The 17,031-nt window shown below is 62.7% G+C and carries 18 protein-coding genes; 7 read left to right on the top strand and 11 right to left on the bottom strand.

From position 1 onward, the window contains the following. The first annotated feature begins 82 nt into the window (after positions 1-82). The 3 genes from G4Y73_RS05845 to G4Y73_RS05835 all read left to right on the top strand — a co-directional run bounded on the left by G4Y73_RS05845 (position 83) and on the right by G4Y73_RS05835 (position 3,882). Positions 83-1,474, top strand: coding sequence for a hypothetical protein (locus G4Y73_RS05845; protein ID WP_164230384.1), 1,392 nt, complete (start codon positions 83-85; stop codon positions 1,472-1,474). 223 nt (positions 1,475-1,697) lie between these two features. Beyond that, on the top strand, positions 1,698-3,224 hold the full coding sequence (locus G4Y73_RS05840) for a hypothetical protein (RefSeq protein ID WP_164230382.1): 1,527 nt from the start codon (positions 1,698-1,700) through the stop codon (positions 3,222-3,224). A 112-nt stretch (positions 3,225-3,336) separates the two neighbouring features. Continuing rightward, entirely contained in the window at positions 3,337-3,882 is a 546-nt protein-coding gene (locus G4Y73_RS05835) for an Hsp20/alpha crystallin family protein (RefSeq protein WP_164230381.1), read from the top strand. Between the two features lie 82 nt (positions 3,883-3,964). On the opposite strand, the gene G4Y73_RS05830 is transcribed toward G4Y73_RS05835, so the two are convergent. From G4Y73_RS05830 to G4Y73_RS05810, 5 genes are read right to left on the bottom strand one after another with little or no spacing between them, the layout of a single operon-like run. Continuing rightward, on the bottom strand, positions 3,965-4,555 hold the full coding sequence (locus tag G4Y73_RS05830) for a hypothetical protein (protein ID WP_164230379.1): 591 nt from the start codon (positions 4,553-4,555) through the stop codon (positions 3,965-3,967). Beyond that, positions 4,552-5,112: a hypothetical protein gene (locus G4Y73_RS05825; protein ID WP_164230377.1), complete on the bottom strand. Its 561-nt coding sequence runs from the start codon at positions 5,110-5,112 to the stop codon at positions 4,552-4,554. Before G4Y73_RS05825 ends, G4Y73_RS05830 begins: the two co-directional genes overlap by 4 nt. 45 nt (positions 5,113-5,157) lie before the next feature. Next, a complete protein-coding gene (locus tag G4Y73_RS05820) occupies positions 5,158-5,439 on the bottom strand; it encodes a hypothetical protein (protein ID WP_164230375.1) in 282 nt (93 codons plus the stop codon). Between the two features lie 49 nt (positions 5,440-5,488). After that, positions 5,489-6,175: a fumarylacetoacetate hydrolase family protein gene (locus G4Y73_RS05815; protein WP_164230373.1), complete on the bottom strand. Its 687-nt coding sequence runs from the start codon at positions 6,173-6,175 to the stop codon at positions 5,489-5,491. Further along, on the bottom strand, positions 6,172-7,182 hold the full coding sequence (locus tag G4Y73_RS05810; protein ID WP_164230370.1) for a tryptophan--tRNA ligase: 1,011 nt from the start codon (positions 7,180-7,182) through the stop codon (positions 6,172-6,174). The genes G4Y73_RS05815 and G4Y73_RS05810 overlap by 4 nt, the downstream gene beginning before the upstream one ends. A 141-nt stretch (positions 7,183-7,323) precedes the next feature. On the opposite strand from G4Y73_RS05810, the gene G4Y73_RS05805 reads away from it, so the two are divergent. Further along, the gene (locus G4Y73_RS05805; RefSeq protein WP_164230368.1) at positions 7,324-8,424 is read left to right on the top strand and encodes a RuBisCO large subunit C-terminal-like domain-containing protein; all 1,101 of its coding nucleotides are present in this window, start codon (positions 7,324-7,326) and stop codon (positions 8,422-8,424) included. 20 nt (positions 8,425-8,444) lie between these two features. After that, positions 8,445-8,840 carry an acyl-CoA thioesterase gene (locus tag G4Y73_RS05800; RefSeq protein WP_164230366.1) on the top strand — a complete coding sequence of 132 codons (396 nt, stop codon included), beginning with the start codon at positions 8,445-8,447 and terminating at the stop codon, positions 8,838-8,840. 92 nt (positions 8,841-8,932) lie between these two features. Here the strand turns inward: G4Y73_RS05800 and G4Y73_RS05795 are convergent, their stop codons facing one another. Next, entirely contained in the window at positions 8,933-9,490 is a 558-nt protein-coding gene (locus G4Y73_RS05795; RefSeq protein ID WP_164230364.1) for a carboxymuconolactone decarboxylase family protein, read from the bottom strand. Between the two features lie 103 nt (positions 9,491-9,593). After that, entirely contained in the window at positions 9,594-10,133 is a 540-nt protein-coding gene (locus G4Y73_RS05790; RefSeq protein ID WP_164230362.1) for a peroxiredoxin, read from the bottom strand. Positions 10,134-10,282: 149 nt separating this feature from the next. On the opposite strand from G4Y73_RS05790, the gene G4Y73_RS05785 reads away from it, so the two are divergent. Then, the gene (locus G4Y73_RS05785; protein ID WP_164230360.1) at positions 10,283-11,218 is read left to right on the top strand and encodes a LysR substrate-binding domain-containing protein; all 936 of its coding nucleotides are present in this window, start codon (positions 10,283-10,285) and stop codon (positions 11,216-11,218) included. On the opposite strand, the gene G4Y73_RS05780 is transcribed toward G4Y73_RS05785, so the two are convergent. Genes G4Y73_RS05780 through G4Y73_RS05765 form a run of 4 tightly spaced genes read right to left on the bottom strand, consistent with a single transcriptional unit; the run spans position 11,219 to position 15,797 of the window. Further along, on the bottom strand, positions 11,219-12,289 hold the full coding sequence (locus G4Y73_RS05780; protein ID WP_164230358.1) for a DUF4340 domain-containing protein: 1,071 nt from the start codon (positions 12,287-12,289) through the stop codon (positions 11,219-11,221). Continuing rightward, positions 12,286-14,136 (bottom strand): Gldg family protein, encoded by a 1,851-nt coding sequence (locus tag G4Y73_RS05775; RefSeq protein WP_164230356.1) that lies wholly within the window; start codon positions 14,134-14,136, stop codon positions 12,286-12,288. The genes G4Y73_RS05780 and G4Y73_RS05775 overlap by 4 nt, the downstream gene beginning before the upstream one ends. A gap of 3 nt (positions 14,137-14,139) precedes the next feature. Continuing rightward, positions 14,140-14,880, bottom strand: coding sequence for an ABC transporter permease subunit (locus G4Y73_RS05770; RefSeq protein WP_164230354.1), 741 nt, complete (start codon positions 14,878-14,880; stop codon positions 14,140-14,142). Then, positions 14,877-15,797 (bottom strand): ABC transporter ATP-binding protein, encoded by a 921-nt coding sequence (locus G4Y73_RS05765; protein WP_164230352.1) that lies wholly within the window; start codon positions 15,795-15,797, stop codon positions 14,877-14,879. The genes G4Y73_RS05770 and G4Y73_RS05765 overlap by 4 nt, the downstream gene beginning before the upstream one ends. Positions 15,798-15,966: 169 nt before the next feature. Between G4Y73_RS05765 and G4Y73_RS05760 the strand changes: the two genes are divergently transcribed. Continuing rightward, positions 15,967-17,031 (top strand): M14 family metallopeptidase, encoded by a 1,065-nt coding sequence (locus G4Y73_RS05760; RefSeq protein ID WP_240451134.1) that lies wholly within the window; start codon positions 15,967-15,969, stop codon positions 17,029-17,031.

The following is a 17,031-nucleotide window of genomic DNA, read 5'->3' as shown; positions in this document are numbered from 1 at the left end:
GGTTGCCGAAAAGCAAGCGGCTCCGCCCCTCGTCAGTCTGAAGCCACCCTCGTCTGAAGCGAGTGATATGGGAGGCTCAGACATGAAGCTGAATCCTTGCAGAACGATCCAGTGGTTGCTGAGGCTACTGCTGGCACTGACGGCGCTCGGATCCATTCCGTTGTTGGCCGAACCCGTGGTCTGGAACGGCAGTACCGACGGCGACTGGAACAACGGCGATAACTGGGACGGCGGTACGCCGCCCGGCGACGCCGATCTGGCAATCTTTTACGCCACCGGGGCTGGAAACCTTTCGCCATCACTCTCGGCAGACAGCACGGTAGACGGACTGGAATTCAACGCCAATGCCACCGACCCGGTCACCATCACACTCGACGCCACCCATCCGCTGCGGCTCGACGGCGGCGCGCCCGTCGACATTCTGGTCGCGACCGGTTCCCAAGTGATCGACGGCGCCGGCGGCGTAAGCGGCGACCCACCCGAGATGATCATCTTCGGCGGCGATCAGGTGTGGCAGATCGCCGAGAATGCAACGCTGACGATCAACGCCCGGCTCAACCCCGCCCCCTGGCCGAACAACAATACGGTCCATCGCAAACAAGGCCAGGGCAAACTCGTGCTCGGCGGCTACAACGGTGGCACCGGGGGCTGGAACTTTACCGGGTACGGCGGTCTGTTCAGAATCGAGCAGGGCGTTCTCGAACTTACCGACTCGGCCGCCTGCGGCAACAGCAACAATCCCTATACGGTGCTTGCCGGCGCGACGATGAAGTGGACGGAGTCGCACGCATCTTATGTTTGCCGTGCCGGACTGCTGCGCCTCAACGGCGACGGTGTCAACGGCGGGGGTGCATTGCTGATCGACCGCCCCGGCGAAGCAACGAACTTCCACGACGGCTCGTCATCGCTGTCCCTGGACACGGACGCTGCCATCGGCGTGACGGCAGGCAGCACCCTGGTAATCAGCCAGAACATCACCGGCACGGGCCTGGGTTCTTCGCTGGACAAGGTCGGAGCCGGCGAGCTGATCCTGGCCAGTGCCGACAACACCTACGGCGGCTACGGCAGCAACGAGCGCACCCGGGTCAGCGAGGGCACGCTCACACTGGAAGCCGGCGCCGAACTTCGACTGCGGCTGCTCGATAGCGGCTCCGGACACTGCATCACCGGAGCCGGCACATTGAACCTCGATGGCCTGCTGCGCCTGAGTGACTCCAGCGTTACCGATTCCGAGGGCCTGTGGCACCTGGTCAACGTCGACACGCTTGATGTCACCTGGGGCGGGAGCTTCGGTTTGGCCTTTCTGAATGACACCGAGCCGTTTATCGATGAAGGCGGCGGCATCTACACTCGCAACGAGTGGCGCTTCAACCAGGCCACCGGCAACTTAACCCGAGGTGACCAGACGCTCGACGGAGCGATCTTCTCCGATCGGTTCGAACCTGACGACAGCCCGCCTTCAGGCTGTCTGTGATCGGTGCCAGGACAGCGGCATAGAAGATCTCGACCTGATTGCCGAGTGAGTCGCCGAGATCGACGCACGACTAGTGACTGTCGATTGTGAAACCAATCGGTGAATGGCCGTGATTGAAACTCTGATCTATCTCTCTTCGCTGGCCGGAACTGCGGTGGTGGCAGCCCTTGGTCTGGCCGTAGTGCTGCGAGATCCCGAACATCGTGACCGATAGGAGAACACCATGAATCCCAAGTGCAAAGTCGTACCGTTGCCTCTTCTCGCTCTAGCGGGCTTGCTGTGCATCACTCTCGACGCAGTTAGTCAGGCTTCCGGCAATTGTGACTGGGTCGGCGGTACCGACAACAGCTGGCACACCGCTGCCAATTGGAATTGCGACCAGCACAACAACACTCCCGGTGCTACGGATGCAGTCGTCATCGCGCCTGGCGGCACGGTCGAAGTGCAAGTCGCCGCCGCTGCCGATGCCTGGTCGCTGGAACTGGGCATCGACGATGGCAGCTCACCACACCCCGAGGATCATCAGCTGGTCACCACCGTCGATGACGTGACGCTGACGATCGGCGAAGGTGGAGTGACTGTCCGACAGACCGGCTACATGCTACTGGGACAGGGCGAAGTGTCCGGTGGCATCGGCAGTCAACCAGCACTGCGCGCCAATCTGGCATCGGCCGGCACCGTCCTGGTGCACGGCCGTCTGTTTCCACGCAATGCCACTATCACGGCCAACGTCGTGCTGGATGAGCCGGCCATCGGCGGTGCTCGGGGCGCCCTCCAAGCGCGCGGCTGGAATGTGATTCATGGCCAACTGCACGTCGTCTCCGGCTTTCTGCAGCCGGTCGTTCCCGCTGGCTTCTACGGCTCCGGCGCACCCCATTTGCTGGTGGTAGACAACGATCTGATTGTCGAGAACGGATCAAGTGTCCAGCTTTTTGCCGACCCCGGCCCCATCACCGAGGCCGCAATCGCCGTGGACGGCGGCGTCTTCGATCTTCGCGGCGGTCTGACCACTTCCTCGTTCTCCAGCGCTTACGCTATGCCCTTCGAAATCGATGCCGTTCTCGTCAATACCGGCGTCATGCGATCACGCCTGTCCCGGCCACCGGGATTGCGCTTCAGCGGACCAGAAGGTGCCGTCCACCAGAATAGCGGGACCATCGAAGTGGGCGCACTACTGAGCTCGGATACCGAGAACGATGCCGTCGATGGCTTCGGACTTGTGGTGGAGCCCGGCCGCAGTCTGCACAACACCGGACAGATCACCATTCACCGCCTGCGTTCGGCCGAGGGTGCGGTTGCCAATACCGATGGCGGCGTGATCGTGGACGCCTCCGAGGTCGCCGGCCCGGATACGTTTACACTCGGCTTCGCCGGCCCACAGGCCGTCGAGATCGAAGTCACCAATGCCGGCACCATCGAGCGCCTTCACATGACCTGGCACGGCGAAGACCATGCCGACGCGGCCCTCGAGACCAGTATCGCCGGCACCAACTACTGGTGGGAACTGGCTGCCACAACCGCGGACGATAATCCGGCCTCGGGGGAATTGGCACTGAGTCTGCCACGGCTCAACCCCAACGTGCCGCGCGTATGCCGTCACCAGGAATCCCCTCCGGCCTGGGACTGCCTGCCCACGACCTTCGATGCCGGACACGCCACGGTCACCGGTCTGACCACGCTGTCGGCCTGGGCCGTGGCCGATCTGCTCGACGCCGTCTTTCACGATCGATTCGAAGCAACAACCCCTTGAAATCGATCGTGGCGTCCCTATTTTGGCCAATGCAGGCACGGGTGTGCCCGCCGACGAAAGTCGTTGTTGTTCGTTTTACTTTCTTTATCAATAGTTTGAGGAGGTGATTCGTATGGCAATGACCCATCTAACCACGCCAACCCGCTGGTTCCGCCGTTCCGGTTCGGAACCGGTCAGCCGCATGCCGACCCGCTCGATGGCGCGGGAGAACGATCCAATCACCCGCATGCACGAGCAGATGAATCAGCTGTTCGACAGCTTCTTCGGTGACGTCGGCTGGTCGATGGACCGTCCGCTGGTTGACGGTTCCAGTGCGCTGATGCAGCCCCAGCTCGATATTTTCGAATCCGACAAGGAATATCGACTGTCGGTCGAGCTGCCGGGCGTAGAGCGCGATGATATCGACCTGAGCGTCGACGACGATGCCCTGGTCATTCGCGCGCGCAAGGAGCGTCGCAGCGAGGACGCCGACAACGACCGGTTCCATCGCGTCGAGCGCAGCTACGGCCGCTACGAGCGCATGCTCACCCTGCCCGTCGACGCGGACACCGACAAGATCGGTGCTGAGCTGAAGAATGGCGTGCTCGAGGTGACGATCCCGCGCCGCGACGACATCGAGACAACCAGCGGCAAGCGGATCGAAATCAAGGGCGGTTGATTCGTCTGCCTACAACCAGAACGAGACTTCGGGGTGGCTGCTTGCCACCCCGTATTGTTCTCTGATCAGACCGGCCCACGGATCAGAATTCCAGGCGGTCGAACTCCCGGATATTGACCAGCATCTCGTGGATGGCCTTTTCCATCGCGCGTCGATCGGTTGCCTCCGCCAGGCGTCGGATACTGTCGACAATGGCGATCCACCAGTTCATGTGCGTGGCCGACAGTTGGGCGGCCACCGCCACCAGATCGCGTGTCATCGACAGCGACTCGTCTCCCTCGCGCTTGAGCGCCACCAGGCTGTCCAGATCGGGATGCTTTCGTTCCAGTTCCGCCAGAAGGTGATCGATGACCCGCGGGTCGCGCTCGAGCTCGCGCGAGGATGTCGGTTCGGCATTGGGAGCGAGAAAGGCAATGTCGAGTTGCGACAGCAGGTCACGAAACGAGCCGCGCAGACTCAGCCACATCTGTTTCCGCCGCCGATGCTCGAGGTGTCGCTGAATCAGGCCGAGCAGCCCGACCAGGAAGAAGGCCTCGATGCAGAAAACGACCAGCTCGGGGACCAGTTCCTCACGAAACTGCCCCCCGCCGGTGCCAAAGACGAAATACAACCACAAGCCGATACCCAGCGCCCCGAACACCACCATCAGGGCGATGATGAACAGGCGACTCATGCGTCGCCTTCCGGCTCGTCGGAACCGTTATCCTGAGCAAAAGCACGCACCACCCGGGCGATACGATCTGCCTCGTCCGCACTGAGATCCAACGGCAGGTTGGCGACGTAAACCGTCTCGTCGGAACGCAGCTGGATGGGAATGATATTCGATGGATTCTCCGTCGACTCCAGCGTGATCCGTTCGGCGACTTCCTGCTCAGGCGTGAGCGATCCGCGCGGCGTAGCCCGCCGCTGCTCGCCGCCGACACTGTGGAATCCGGCAGGATCTTCGCTCCAGGCCAGGAAGTCGACCAGGGCCATACGAAAGCGCTCGGCATAAAGCGACAAGGCTTCCATACGAATACTCGAGCCTTCCAGCTTGTGAAAGCGCGAGGCCAGCTCATCGACATCGATGCGCATGACATCCTCGCGTTCTTCCTCGCTCAGTTCAGCGGCCAGCTGCTCCACGGCGTTACGCCGCGCCCGCGCCACGGCCGGATTGATCAGCCCTTCCATGCCGGCGAATTTCAGAAACTTGAGCAGCGTTTCGACCGAACGGGAACCATCGGGCATCATCTCGGCGTTCTCCCTGTGCTGCAATAGCCAATCTGGCGGAGTATATCAGCGCCGATCGCGACGCCAGCGCATCAACCAGGCCAGGCCCAGGCCGGCCAGCAGCACCAGGTAGGCGCTGACCACCGCCACGATGTTGCGATAAAGACCGTCGACATCGAGCGTTATGTGCAACCAGGCCAATACACCCAGCGACACGACCAGCGCCAGCAGGGCTGGCAGGCGATCGACCCACCAGGCACGTCCGCGCAGTTCACTCGGGCCCGAATAGGCATATAGCCAGAGCAAGAACAGGGTGACGGGCAGCAAGATCAGGGCATCAATAAACATCAGGCGCGCCCGTCGGTCATTCTCGTCAATACGCGGAAGAAACCCGACATCAATCGGAAACGATTTCTAGAGCGAGTGGCGGCAACCCTGCCACGTGAGCACGGACTCGCTGACCGGGACGCAGTGCCGCCACGCCGGCCGGTGTGCCGGTGAATACGGCATCGCCCGGATTGAGCGTTACCGTTTTGGAAAGCTCGGCCAGCAGTTCCGGGACGGTCCAGATCATCTCGCCCAGCCGGGCCGACTGCCGCATCTGATCGTCGACAGCCAGGGAGATCGCAGCATCGGTATCCGGCCGCCAGTCACGGGCGGGCACGACCAGACCGACCGGTGCGGACTGGTCAAAACCCTTGCTCATTTCCCAGGGCTGGCCGGCCTTTTTGGCGCGGGCCTGGACGTCGCGACGCGTCAGGTCGATGCCAACCGCATAGCCAAAGATCACGGCCTCCGCCGCTTCCGCCGAAAGGTTGCGGCCACCACCGTCGAGGAAAACCACCAATTCGACCTCGTGGTGCAACTCCTCCGTATCCGGCGGATAGACCACACGATCGGCGTGAATCATGGCCTGGGCCGGCTTGGAGAAGAACACCGGCGGCGAACGATCGGGATCAATGCCCATCTCGCGCGCATGGTCGGCGTAGTTGCGGCCCACGCACCAGACATGGCGCAGCGGGAAGCTTCGTCCGTCCCTGACCGGCAGCGTCGGCGGATCCCAGATCACAGCCGGCGTACTCATCCCAGCGCGCGAATGCCGACTGCTTCGCGCAGTTCGGCAATAAAGGGCCTGCTGATCTCGCGTGCCCGCTCGGCACCCTGCCGGAGCTCCCGCTCGACCTGAAGCGGGTCGTTGATCAGCGCTTCGTAACGCTCACGCGGACCTTCGAGCTCGGCATTGATCAATTCGAACAGCTGCTGTTTGACCTCGCCCCAGGCAATACCTTCGGCAAAGGCCCGGCGCATTTCAGAACGCTGCTGTTCACTGGCAAATGCGGCATAGACCGCGTACACGGATGCGCCATCAGGATCCTTGGGCTCACCCGGCTCCTGTGAGTTGGTCTTGATCTTCATTATGGCCTTGCGAAGCTTTTTCTCGGGCAGCCACAGCGGGATGGTGTTGTCGTAGCTCTTCGACATCTTGCGGCCATCGGTGCCCGGCAGGGTGGCAACATGCTCGTCAACCTGGGCATTGGGCAGTACGAAATGCTCGCCGTAGCGGTGATTGAAGCGCTGTGCGATATCGCGCGCCATCTCCAGGTGCTGGACCTGGTCCTTGCCCACCGGCACGGTGTGGGCATTGAACATCAGAATATCGGCAGCCATCAGCACCGGGTAGGAAAACAGTCCCATGGTGATGCCCCAGTCCGGGTCCTCGCCGGCTTCGACGTTGTCGTCTACGGCCGCCTTGTAGGCGTGCGCCCGGTTCATCAGGCCCTTGGCGGTCACGCAGGTCAGAAGCCAGGTCAGTTCCGGAATCTCGTCGATGTCCGATTGCCGGTAGAAGATCGAGCGCGAAGTATCCAGCCCCAGCGCCAGCCAGGTCGCGGCGATCTCCAGCGTGGACTGCTGCACACGCTCCGGATCCTCGCACTTGACCAGGGCGTGGTAGTCGGCGAGAAAGTAGAAGGAATCGGTCTTCGGGTCGCGGCTGGCGGCAATCGCCGGCTTGATCGCACCGACGTAATTGCCCAGGTGCGGCGTCCCCGTGGTCGTGATTCCTGTTAGCACCCGTTGCTGCTTGCTCATGTCATCCGCTTTCAGCGTGCAATCCAAGCCGCCAATTGTAGCCGGTCGGCATGCTCCCGACGGCACCGGATAGGGTCCGGCAATGTCTCGACAAGGAAATCTGCGTTAATCTGCGTTCATCTGCGGTTTCACGAACTCGTCATGTCCGACCCCCTGATCGAAGCAACGTACATAGCCACCCGCCCGGATCGCGATCCGGAAATTCTGGCCGAACAAATCGCCCGCGAACAGAGCCTCGAGATCGTCCCGGAGCTGATTCCCGACCAAATTCGCTGGCGCTATCTCGGCCGAGTGCTCGAGGTCAGCCGGCAAGGCGAAGAGCGCTGGGCGTTTCGGATCGGCTACCCGGCCGAGCTGGCCAGTGCCCAGGCCGGACAGCTGCTCCACCTGCTCTACGGCAACGTCAGCTTCTACCCCCGCATCCGCCTGCTCGATCTGCATCTGCCCGATGCACTGCTCGATACCCTGCCCGGTCCGCTCGGCGGCATCGAGCGTATTCGAACACAGATCGGCGTTCGGGACCGACCATTGCTGATGACCGTACTGAAACCGCGCGGCAGTAGTCCGGAACATCTGGCCGGGATCGCCGGGCGCTTCGCCCGCGGCGGCGGCGATCTGATCAAGGATGACCAGAACCTGGTTGAAAGCGAGATTCAGAGCTTTAGAAATCGAATTAATATCTGCACTCAAGAACTTGAATTAGCGGAAGAAGATACCGGTAAAAGATGTCTTTACCTGCCCCATGTTGCGGGTAGCGGTGACCACCTCCGGCGCCAACTCGAGGCCGTGAAGGAAGCGGGTCTTGCAGGCGTGGTGATGTGCCCCTGGGTCATGGGGCTGGAGACCGCAGCGTCGGCGGCGCGTGAATTCGAACTGATGTGGCTGGCACATCCCGCGATGGCCGGCGCCTTCACGGAGGCCGTCGATCAGGGGATCGCTTCGCCGATCCTTCTGGGTAAGCTGCTACGCGTCGCCGGAGCCGACATCAGCATCTTCCCGGGCAGCGGTGGGCGCATCAGTTCGGCCCATGATGATGATCGGGCTGTCTGTCGGGCACTGACCGAACCGCTCGGCCAACTCCGGCCCACCCTCCCCTGTCTCGGTGGCGGCAAGACGCTGGAGGCAGCACCCGAATCACGGCAGCGGCTCGGCATCGACCATGCCGTGCTGGTCGGCGGCGACCTGCTCAAACGCGGCGAGGCGATCGAGGCAGCCGTGCGCGAAACCCTGGAAAGGTTCTAGTCGCCGGCTATACTGGGCGCATGAACGATCGACAGAGCCGCATAGAGCATGCGCGCACGCGCATTACCAAACTGGTGTTCCCACAGGACACCAACCCGATTGCCACGCTCTACGGTGGCACGGCACTGAAATGGATGGACGAAGTTGCCTTCCTGACGGCCACCCGCTTCGCCCGCTGCCAGGTCGTGACCGTTTCCATGGACCGGGTCGACTTCAAAGTACCCATTCCCCAGGGAGCAATCGTTGAGCTGGTCGGCGAAATCTCGGACATCGGCCGCACGTCCATGAACGTAGCAGTCCAGATCCTGCTGGAGAACCCGCTCGAGGGATCACAGAAGCTGGCGATCGAGGGTCATCTGGTTATGGTGGCCGTGGATGAGCGCATGCAGCCACAGGCAATCGAGGCGATGGACTGATCAGAAAGCAGGCCCTGCAAGGCAGCAGGGCCTGAAGGAGAGCCGGGGCTCTGGCCCCGGGCACAATACATAGTCGTCCGGGTGTCCCCGCCTCAGGCGGCTGACTGCATTCCGGCCGTCGCCTGTTCGGCATCAAATACCGTAGCCACCGCGTGGATCACCGAGGCGATGCGAACGGCATGCTGGATGACCTCGTTGCCCACGCCGGCCTGCTTGAGCACCTTCTCGTGGCTGTCGATGCACTGGCCGCAGCCGTTGACGGCCGAAACCGCCAATGACATCAGCTCGAAGTCGGCCTTGTCGATACCCGGCCGACCGATGACGCTCATGCGCAGGCCTGCCGGCATACTGCCGTAGTCCTTGTTCGAGGCCAGATGAACAAAGCGGTAGTAGATGTTGTTCATCCCCATGATGGCGGCCGCAGCCTTGGTGGCCGTGAGCCACGCATCACTGAGATGCGAAGCGGCTTCTTCTTCCACGGCCGCGATCAGTTGCGGGTTGCGGCTGGAGATGGCGGTCGCCAGGGCGATGCCGTAAATCTGTTCGGCGGACATGCCCTCGGCCCGTTCCGGGTCCAGCACGTTGCCGATGTTAATGCGCAGATCCTTTGCGTAGTCGGGAATCTGCTGCTTGATGTTGTCAATGCTCATGAAAATACTCGATTCGGATCAATCAGTGTGGTGGGGAGATCCCGGATAAGCCGCGCGGGAGGCGCGGCTTTCCGGGATGACTTGATTGGCCGGATGCAGCCGATCAAGCGGCCTGAAGAACGTCTTCGCCCGGCTGCCAGTTGCACGGGCAGAGTTCATCGGTCTGCAGTGCGTCGAGGATGCGAAGAACTTCCTTCGGGTTGCGACCAACGCTCATGTCGGTAACCGAGACATGGCGAATGATGCCCTGCGGATCGACCAGGAAGGTCGCCCGGGTGGCGACACCCTCTTCCGGATGCAGGATTCCGAGAGCCGAGCTCAGCTCGCGCTTGACGTCGGCCAGCATCGGAATGGCGAGTTCCTTCAGGTCGTCATGATGCTGGCGCCAGGCCAGGTGGACGAACTCCGTGTCGGTGCTGGCGGCGAGTACCTGGCAGTCCCGATCTGCAAATTCATCGGCCAGGTCACTGAAGGCCTTGATCTCGGTCGGGCAGACAAAGGTGAAATCCTTCGGATAGAAGAACACCAGCTGCCACTTGCCTTCATAGCTGTTGTTGTCGATCTCGGTGAAGGCCGACTCCATGTCGGTACTTACAGTCGCTTTCAGGCTGTAGTTCGGGAACTTGTCGCCAATCGTGAGCATGTTATTGGAACTCCTTTGCATTCAGACTTCATCAATTAATTTATTTAGTATGCATGTTTTGCATACAGTGGATGAAATCGGGTCGGAGAAGCTGGTTTTCAAATTGAATGATTCAATCGCTGCCATAGTTAATTGATATGATTCCGCGCATGAACCTGCGCGCCCTGCAATACCTGCTCGCCCTGGCCGAAGTCCGACATTTTTCGCGTGCTGCCGAACTCTGTCACGTCAGCCAGCCGACCCTGAGCACGCAGATCCGCAAGCTCGAGGACGAACTGGACGTGCAATTGGTCGAGCGCCACCCGCGCCAGGTCATGCTCACGCCGGTGGGTGAGGAAATCGTGGCCCGGGCGCGCACATTGCTCGGCGAGGTCGAAGCGATCCGGGCGATCGCCCGGCGATCGCGTGACCCGCATAGCGGTACGGTTCGCATTGGTATTTTTCCAACCCTGGCCCCCTACCTGCTGCCACACGTCGTGCCGGCCATCCGCAAGGCCTTTCCGCGCCTGACGCTTCGCCTTTACGAGGAAAAGACCGAGGACGTGATCGAGATGCTCGGCCAGGGGCGGCTCGATGCCGGCCTGCTCGCCCTGCCTGTATCCGAGGAGTGGCTACACAGCCGGATCCTGTTCGAAGAGCCTTTCGTGCTGGCGGTTCCGGACCATCACCCACTCGCCCGCCGCGAGTTCATCGACATGACCGATCTCCAGGACCAGGAACTGCTGCTGCTTGAGGATGGCCATTGCCTGCGCGATCAGGCCCTGGAAGTCTGTCAGCTGGCCGGCGCACAGGAGAAGCTGGACTTTCACGCCACGAGCATGGAAACCTTGCGGCAGATGGTGGCAGCCAATACCGGCATCACGCTGATGCCGACGCTGGCCGTCAAGCCGCCGGTGGCCCACACCGATAATCTGGTCACCCGCCCCTTTCGGCAGCCGGGGCCGAAACGGACCATTGCCATGGCCTGGCGCAAGACTTCGGCGCTGGGAGAGTTTCTCGAGGAACTGGCCGGCCTTTTTGCCGCAATCGACTCCGAACTGCTCGATCCGGGCCAGACGCAGGAGCCGACGCGACCGAGCGCCTGATCAGTCTCCTTCACCCGGTTCCAGCAGGTCCTCGAGCCGATGGGTCATGCGTTCGAAACGCGATTCCGAAATCGCGTATTGCCAGGGCGAGAGCCTTCCGTCCACGGCGACAGCATCGATAACCGATTCATCATCATCTGCGCCCACTTCGCCCTCATCCCGAGCCGATCGCTCGTCTTCTTCGTCAGCCTCCTTGGGCGCGGGTGCGACCGTGAAACGCACCCAGTGGGCGTCATCTTCGGCGAACAACGAGGCATTGAAGTCCAGGCCGTCGCGGGTCCGATAGCGCACCTCCACGGCATCGTCGGGCACGCGCTTGTGCGGGCGGACATCCTCCATGCCCAGTGCCGCCAGCGCAGAAGCCGCCTGCCGCAACTGCCAGGCCGGCTTGACCTCGCGCTCGGCCGGCGCGTCAAGCAAAACCCAGGTCTCACCCGCTTCATCCGCCGGCCGGAGTTCAACCGTCTGTCCGTCGGGATGGCGGATGCTGACCGCAGCGATATCGGCCGCTGGAATGTCCATGATGGCCGTCTCCAGCCAGCCGATCGCTTCGGTCGGCAGTTCGGGGTCCAGGTCGGTGAGCCAGCTGCGCGACTCACCCTCGATGCGAGCGTAGCGCCCGATGTCAGCCGGGTCGGACTTGCCGATGATGACGCCGTCGAACGCCGCTCCCGGAAAACGAACGGCCACGCCGCTGCCTTCGCCCGAACCGGGATCGGCCAGGCCCAGGCGGGCATGCCATTCGGGATTCTCGGTGCGGGCTTCCAGCCGCTGCGCCTCGACCAGGTCGCGCAGCAGATCGTGGATGAGCCGGAAGCTGGCCTCATGATCGTGCATTTCGCGCAAGCGCCAGCGCTCGCGGTCGCGCCGCAACTGCGCCACTGTTTCACCGTCGGCACCAATGATGTCGAGCGCGGCGATGTCGTTGACGCGATCCTTCAGCTCGGGCAACAGCAAGCGATCGGCTGCGGTCTCCGGATCATCGCCGGAACGGTTGACCAGGACAATCGACAGCGCCAGGACGATGACGGTTGCCAGGGCCAGAACGATGAGCATGCGAGCGTTCATCATTCGCTGTCCCCTCCCCTGTGGCGGGCCTTCTGCCGGCGGCTCCGACGCCAAGCCACGGCCAGCGCGAAAGCGGTGACCAGGACCGGCACCAGAGCGATGTTGATGATCTTGATGCGTGTACCCAGCGCCTCGATGTCCTGGTCGAGTTCGCGCCGCACCTGGCGCAGCTGGCGCCGAATTTCCAGGCGCTGTTCCATGAAGCGGTCGAGCTCGGCTTCCTGCTCCGGGGTCAGAATGGCAAGATCCGAATCACCGCGCGCCTGCTGCAATTCACCCAGGCGGCGCTCGGTCTCGGCCAATTCCGACTCCAGGCGTTGCTCGGTGGTACGTAGGTTGCGCTCGGCTTCGCGCCGCAGCGAATCGACCAGGGTAAACGGCCGGCTCGAGGTGGCGCGCGAGCGCACGCTGATCAGGTCGGCATTGCCGATCAGGTTGTCGATGGCGTTGACGACGAAATCGCCGTTGCCGGCAAAGGGATCGAGCACGCTGGTGCCGAAGAACCGCTGGCGCTGCACCCAGTAGCGATCGGCCAGGAAATCGACATCGGACACGACGATGGCGTTGAGCGAATAGCCATCTCCCTCGTCATCGCCGAAGGCCCGCGGCACCTCGCCGTCGAGTCGTGCCGCCAGGGTGTAGCGCTCGCCAGTGGCGCCCATTTCCGACATCAACTCGGACGGATCGGACAACATTTCCAGACGACCGACATCCATCAGGCCGGCCTGTTCACTCGAGGTCAACAACGGCTCCAGCGACAGCGGGCTTTCCTCGCTCAGGTCGAGACGGCCGGCACTGGCAAGATTGACCGCATCGAGTTCGCCGGTAACGACATCGTCACGATTCATGAACTCGCGCGTCACGCCCAGAATGGCGGCATGGCGGACGGGGCTACCGCCTTGCCCGGTGTTGACCTGCAGCGCCAGGCCGGCGTCGGCAACGAACTGATCGCTGCTGAACTCCAATCCCCAGGCCTCGAACAGCGTTTCGAGATTGGACGTGCGGTCCATGCTCATCACCGCCATCGGATCCTGGGGGTTATCGGGCATTGCGGTTTCGGCGAAAGGATCCACGAAAGCGAGCAGCCGCCCGCCGCCGGCCAGAAAGCCCTCGATGTCGGAGAGCAGCGCTTCGGGCAGACCCTGCGGATGCACCAGCACCAGTACGTCGGTGGCTTCCGGCAGGGAATCGGCGTCGACCTCGACGGTCTCGACGTCGAACATCTGCTCGATCTGCTCGAGCACCGCCCAGGGCTCGCGCTGCTGGCCGGTCTGCATGTCGACGCCGCCATCCATGTCCAGGCCGCTGAGCAAGGCCACCCGCGGCTTGTCGGGCCGTCCGAGCAGGTAGATCATCCGCGCCAGTTCGTATTCGAGAAAGGATTCCCGCCCCGGAGAGAGGAATGGCAGCACTTCCAGGCCGTCGATCATGTTGGTGCCGACAATGCCCAGGTAGAGTTCCTCGCCGCCGCTGCCGACGGGCACGGCCTCCAGCCCGTAGCGGGCGGCCTGGTCCTCGGCCTCGGTAAACGGTTCGGGATCGATGCGCTCCACCTCGAGATTGCCACCGGCCTGATCGGCCATTTCGTCGAGCAGTTCCTGCACGCGGCGGGCAAAGTTGCGCACCATCGGCAAGTCGGAGCTGGCCTCCTCGCTGAAGTAGAACTCGAGCGTGACCGGTTCTTGCAGATCCTCGAGCAGGTTGATGGTGCCCGGACTCAGTGTGTAGAGACCCTGCTCGGTCAAATCCACCCGCACACCGCGCAAACTCGCGCCGATGAGAATCGTCAGGGCCAGGAAGAGGACGGCCAGCAAGGCCAGACCGGTTGCGCTGTAGATGTTCTTCGACATGCTTCAGTCCGCCTTCTTCATTTCCAGAATGATGCGATTGGCCAGCAACCAGAAGCCGATGACCAGGGCGAAGTAGATCAGATCGCGCAAATCGATCACCCCGCGCGAGATCGACGTGAAATGCGCCAGGAAGCTCAGGTTGGCGATCCCGTCGAGCAGGGTCTGGGGCAGCCAGCCCCGGAACAGGTCGAGCACCATCGGCAGCCCGGACAGCAGGAAACCGAAGCAGATCACGACCGAAAGGATGAAGGCCACGACCTGGTTACGGGTCACCGCCGACAGCGCCGCGCTGATGGCCAGCATGCCGCCGGCCATCAGCCAGCTGCCCAGGTAAGCGGCCACGATCACACCGTTGTCGGGATCGCCGAGTACATTGACCGTGATCCAGATCGGAAAGGTCAGCGCCAGCGCCAGGCCGACGAACAGCCAGGCGGCAAGGAACTTGCCGACCACCGCCTCGCTGACCGTCAGCGGCAGGGTCAGCAGCAGTTCGATCGTGCCGTACTTGCGTTCCTCGGCCCACAGCCGCATGCCCACTGCCGGCACCAGGAACAGGTAGAGCCAGGGATGGAAACGGAAGAACGGCTCCAGGTCGGCAATCTCGCGCTCATAGAAACCGCCCAGGTAAAACGTAAAAGCCGCCGACATGATCAGGAAGATAACGATGAACACGTAAGCCACCGGCGTCGCGAAATACCCCGCCAGTTCGCGCCGCATGATGGTCGTGATGTTGCGTGCTGTCATGCCGCCTCCTCGCGCGTGATGCCGCGAAACACCTCGTCGAGCCGACCGGGCTCCAGTTGCAGTTGGTGCACCGTCCAGTTGCGCGCCTCGATCATGCGGCTCACGGCCTGGAACAGATCACCCTGTCCGGAGGGAAACACCGTCACTCGGGCATTGCGCACCTCGACCTCGCGAGCTTCGGGCAGTTCGCCCAGGCGCGAAGCCGCGCGCTCCGGCTCATCGAGTGTGAGCGTCACAGCATTGTGATAACGCGAGCGCGCCAACAAGCCTGGCGGCGTGTCATCGGCCAGCAGGCGACCGCGCGCGATGATCATCGCCCGGCTGCACAGGGAATCCACCTCCTCGAGGATGTGCGTGGAGATGACGATGATCTTGTCCGGTGCCATTTCGCGGATGAGCTGGCGCACCTGCTGTTTCTGATTGGGGTCGAGACCGTCGGTCGGCTCGTCGAGGATGAGAACCGGCGGATCGTGGAGAATCGCCTGGGCCAGGCCGACGCGCCGCTTGAAACCCTTCGACAAGGTCTCGATGGTCTGACTCAAGACCGGCTCGAGTTCCAGCCGCGCCGCCGCATCGGCCATTCGACGACGCGCCTGGTCGCCCGAAAACCCGCGCGCGGCAGCGACGAAATCCAGCATCTGCGCCACCGTCAGTTCGCCATACAGCGGCGCTCCCTCGGGCAGGTAGCCAATCTGGCGGCGGGCAGCGAGCGAGTCATCGCGAATATCGTGACCGAATACTTCGGCCGTGCCCGAACTGGGTGTGAGGAAACCCGTGAGCATCTTCATGGTGGTGGACTTTCCGGCTCCGTTGGGCCCGAGAAACCCGAGCACGGTACCCGGTTCCACCTCGAAACTGAGGTCGTCGACGGCCAGCAGTGCACCGAAGCGACGGGTCAGGTTTCTGGCTGCAAGCATCGGCAAGTTCTCATTGTTGATTGTGGGGTCGAGCGTTGGCTGCGTTGCCCTGCGCACCATAGGGGCTGCTCGCCCGGGTTTCAAGACTGCCCGGGGCGCGGGAGAATCCGGCCGGTTCACGTTAGCAGGTCTTCCCACCCGGCCGTTAACCGGTTAGCTTAGTCCGGGTATGGAACCCCTGATTCTTGACCATCTTCCCGACGGCCTGCTCGACCTGCCCTCTGGCCGGCTACACGAGCGGCTCGAGGGACCGACCCTGATTCATCTGCCGGGCCGGCGGCCGCAGCCGCTGTTCGTTTGTGTCCTGCAGCACGGCAACGAGATTTCCGGCTGGGAGGCCGTCCGGCGACTTCTGAAGGGTCGCTACGCCCGCGACCCCCTGCCGCGCAGCCTGGTTCTGCTGATCGCCAACGTCCGCGCCGCCGGTCGCAACCGACGCTATCTTTCCGATCAGCCCGACTACAACCGCTGCTGGCCGGGCTCGACCACGCCGCGCGGGCCCATCCACGACCTTTTCGATCGCATCACGGCGCATGCTCGGGCGCTCAAGCCCTTCGCCAGTATCGATATCCACAACAACACCGGCGAGAACCCGCACTATGCCGCCATCAACCGCATCGAGCCGCAACATCTGAGACTGGGGGCGCTGTTCTCGCGCACCATGGTCTACTTCACCCAGCCGCATGGCGTCCAATCCATGGCTTTCGGCGAGTTCTGCCCCGCCGTGACGCTCGAGTGCGGACCGCCGGGCCGACTCGACGGCACAGATCACGCCATGACCTATCTGGCCTCGGTACTGAACGCCGAATCAATTGATAGCGAACCGCCGGCACCGGAAGATATCGAGTTGTTCCAGATGGTCGCCACCGTCAACGTCGCGCCGGAGCTGTCGTTCAGCTTTACACCGGACGGCTCGGATATCGTTTTCAGGGCCGCTCTGGATCGGCTCAATTTCCGCGAACTGCCACCCGGCACCCGCTTTGGCCGGGTCAGTACCGACGCATCCCATCCGTTGCGTGTGCACGACCACGGAGGTCACGATCTATCGGATACCTGGTTCAGCATCGACGATGGCGATATCCTGACCCGCAGCCCCATGATGCCGGCCATGCTGACCACCGACGAACGCGTCATCAGGCAGGACTGCTTGTGTCACTTGATGGAGCGCATCCCGGTGGGTCGACGGCGTGAAGGCGCCGAGGAACAGCACGAACTACCCGAAAACCGTCCATGA

The sequence above is a fragment of the Wenzhouxiangella sp. XN201 genome (assembly GCF_011008905.1).
Taxonomy (GTDB): domain Bacteria; phylum Pseudomonadota; class Gammaproteobacteria; order Xanthomonadales; family Wenzhouxiangellaceae; genus Wenzhouxiangella.
Note: the sequence above shows the minus strand (reverse complement) of the source record. Positions and strands in the feature narration are given on the sequence as shown.

Bases quoted from the DNA above. Each gene is read 5' to 3' on its own strand.
- G4Y73_RS05845 (WP_164230384.1), top strand. From the start codon at position 83: ATGAAGCTGAATCCTTGCAGAACGATCCAGTGGTTGCTGAGGCTACTG.
- G4Y73_RS05840 (WP_164230382.1), top strand. From the start codon at position 1,698: ATGAATCCCAAGTGCAAAGTCGTACCGTTGCCTCTTCTCGCTCTAGCG.
- G4Y73_RS05835 (WP_164230381.1), top strand. From the start codon at position 3,337: ATGGCAATGACCCATCTAACCACGCCAACCCGCTGGTTCCGCCGTTCC.
- G4Y73_RS05830 (WP_164230379.1), bottom strand. From the start codon at position 4,555: ATGAGTCGCCTGTTCATCATCGCCCTGATGGTGGTGTTCGGGGCGCTG.
- G4Y73_RS05825 (WP_164230377.1), bottom strand. From the start codon at position 5,112: ATGATGCCCGATGGTTCCCGTTCGGTCGAAACGCTGCTCAAGTTTCTG.
- G4Y73_RS05820 (WP_164230375.1), bottom strand. From the start codon at position 5,439: ATGTTTATTGATGCCCTGATCTTGCTGCCCGTCACCCTGTTCTTGCTC.
- G4Y73_RS05815 (WP_164230373.1), bottom strand. From the start codon at position 6,175: ATGAGTACGCCGGCTGTGATCTGGGATCCGCCGACGCTGCCGGTCAGG.
- G4Y73_RS05810 (WP_164230370.1), bottom strand. From the start codon at position 7,182: ATGAGCAAGCAGCAACGGGTGCTAACAGGAATCACGACCACGGGGACG.
- G4Y73_RS05805 (WP_164230368.1), top strand. From the start codon at position 7,324: ATGTCCGACCCCCTGATCGAAGCAACGTACATAGCCACCCGCCCGGAT.
- G4Y73_RS05800 (WP_164230366.1), top strand. From the start codon at position 8,445: ATGAACGATCGACAGAGCCGCATAGAGCATGCGCGCACGCGCATTACC.
- G4Y73_RS05795 (WP_164230364.1), bottom strand. From the start codon at position 9,490: ATGAGCATTGACAACATCAAGCAGCAGATTCCCGACTACGCAAAGGAT.
- G4Y73_RS05790 (WP_164230362.1), bottom strand. From the start codon at position 10,133: ATGCTCACGATTGGCGACAAGTTCCCGAACTACAGCCTGAAAGCGACT.
- G4Y73_RS05785 (WP_164230360.1), top strand. From the start codon at position 10,283: ATGAACCTGCGCGCCCTGCAATACCTGCTCGCCCTGGCCGAAGTCCGA.
- G4Y73_RS05780 (WP_164230358.1), bottom strand. From the start codon at position 12,289: ATGATGAACGCTCGCATGCTCATCGTTCTGGCCCTGGCAACCGTCATC.
- G4Y73_RS05775 (WP_164230356.1), bottom strand. From the start codon at position 14,136: ATGTCGAAGAACATCTACAGCGCAACCGGTCTGGCCTTGCTGGCCGTC.
- G4Y73_RS05770 (WP_164230354.1), bottom strand. From the start codon at position 14,880: ATGACAGCACGCAACATCACGACCATCATGCGGCGCGAACTGGCGGGG.
- G4Y73_RS05765 (WP_164230352.1), bottom strand. From the start codon at position 15,797: ATGCTTGCAGCCAGAAACCTGACCCGTCGCTTCGGTGCACTGCTGGCC.
- G4Y73_RS05760 (WP_240451134.1), top strand. From the start codon at position 15,967: ATGGAACCCCTGATTCTTGACCATCTTCCCGACGGCCTGCTCGACCTG.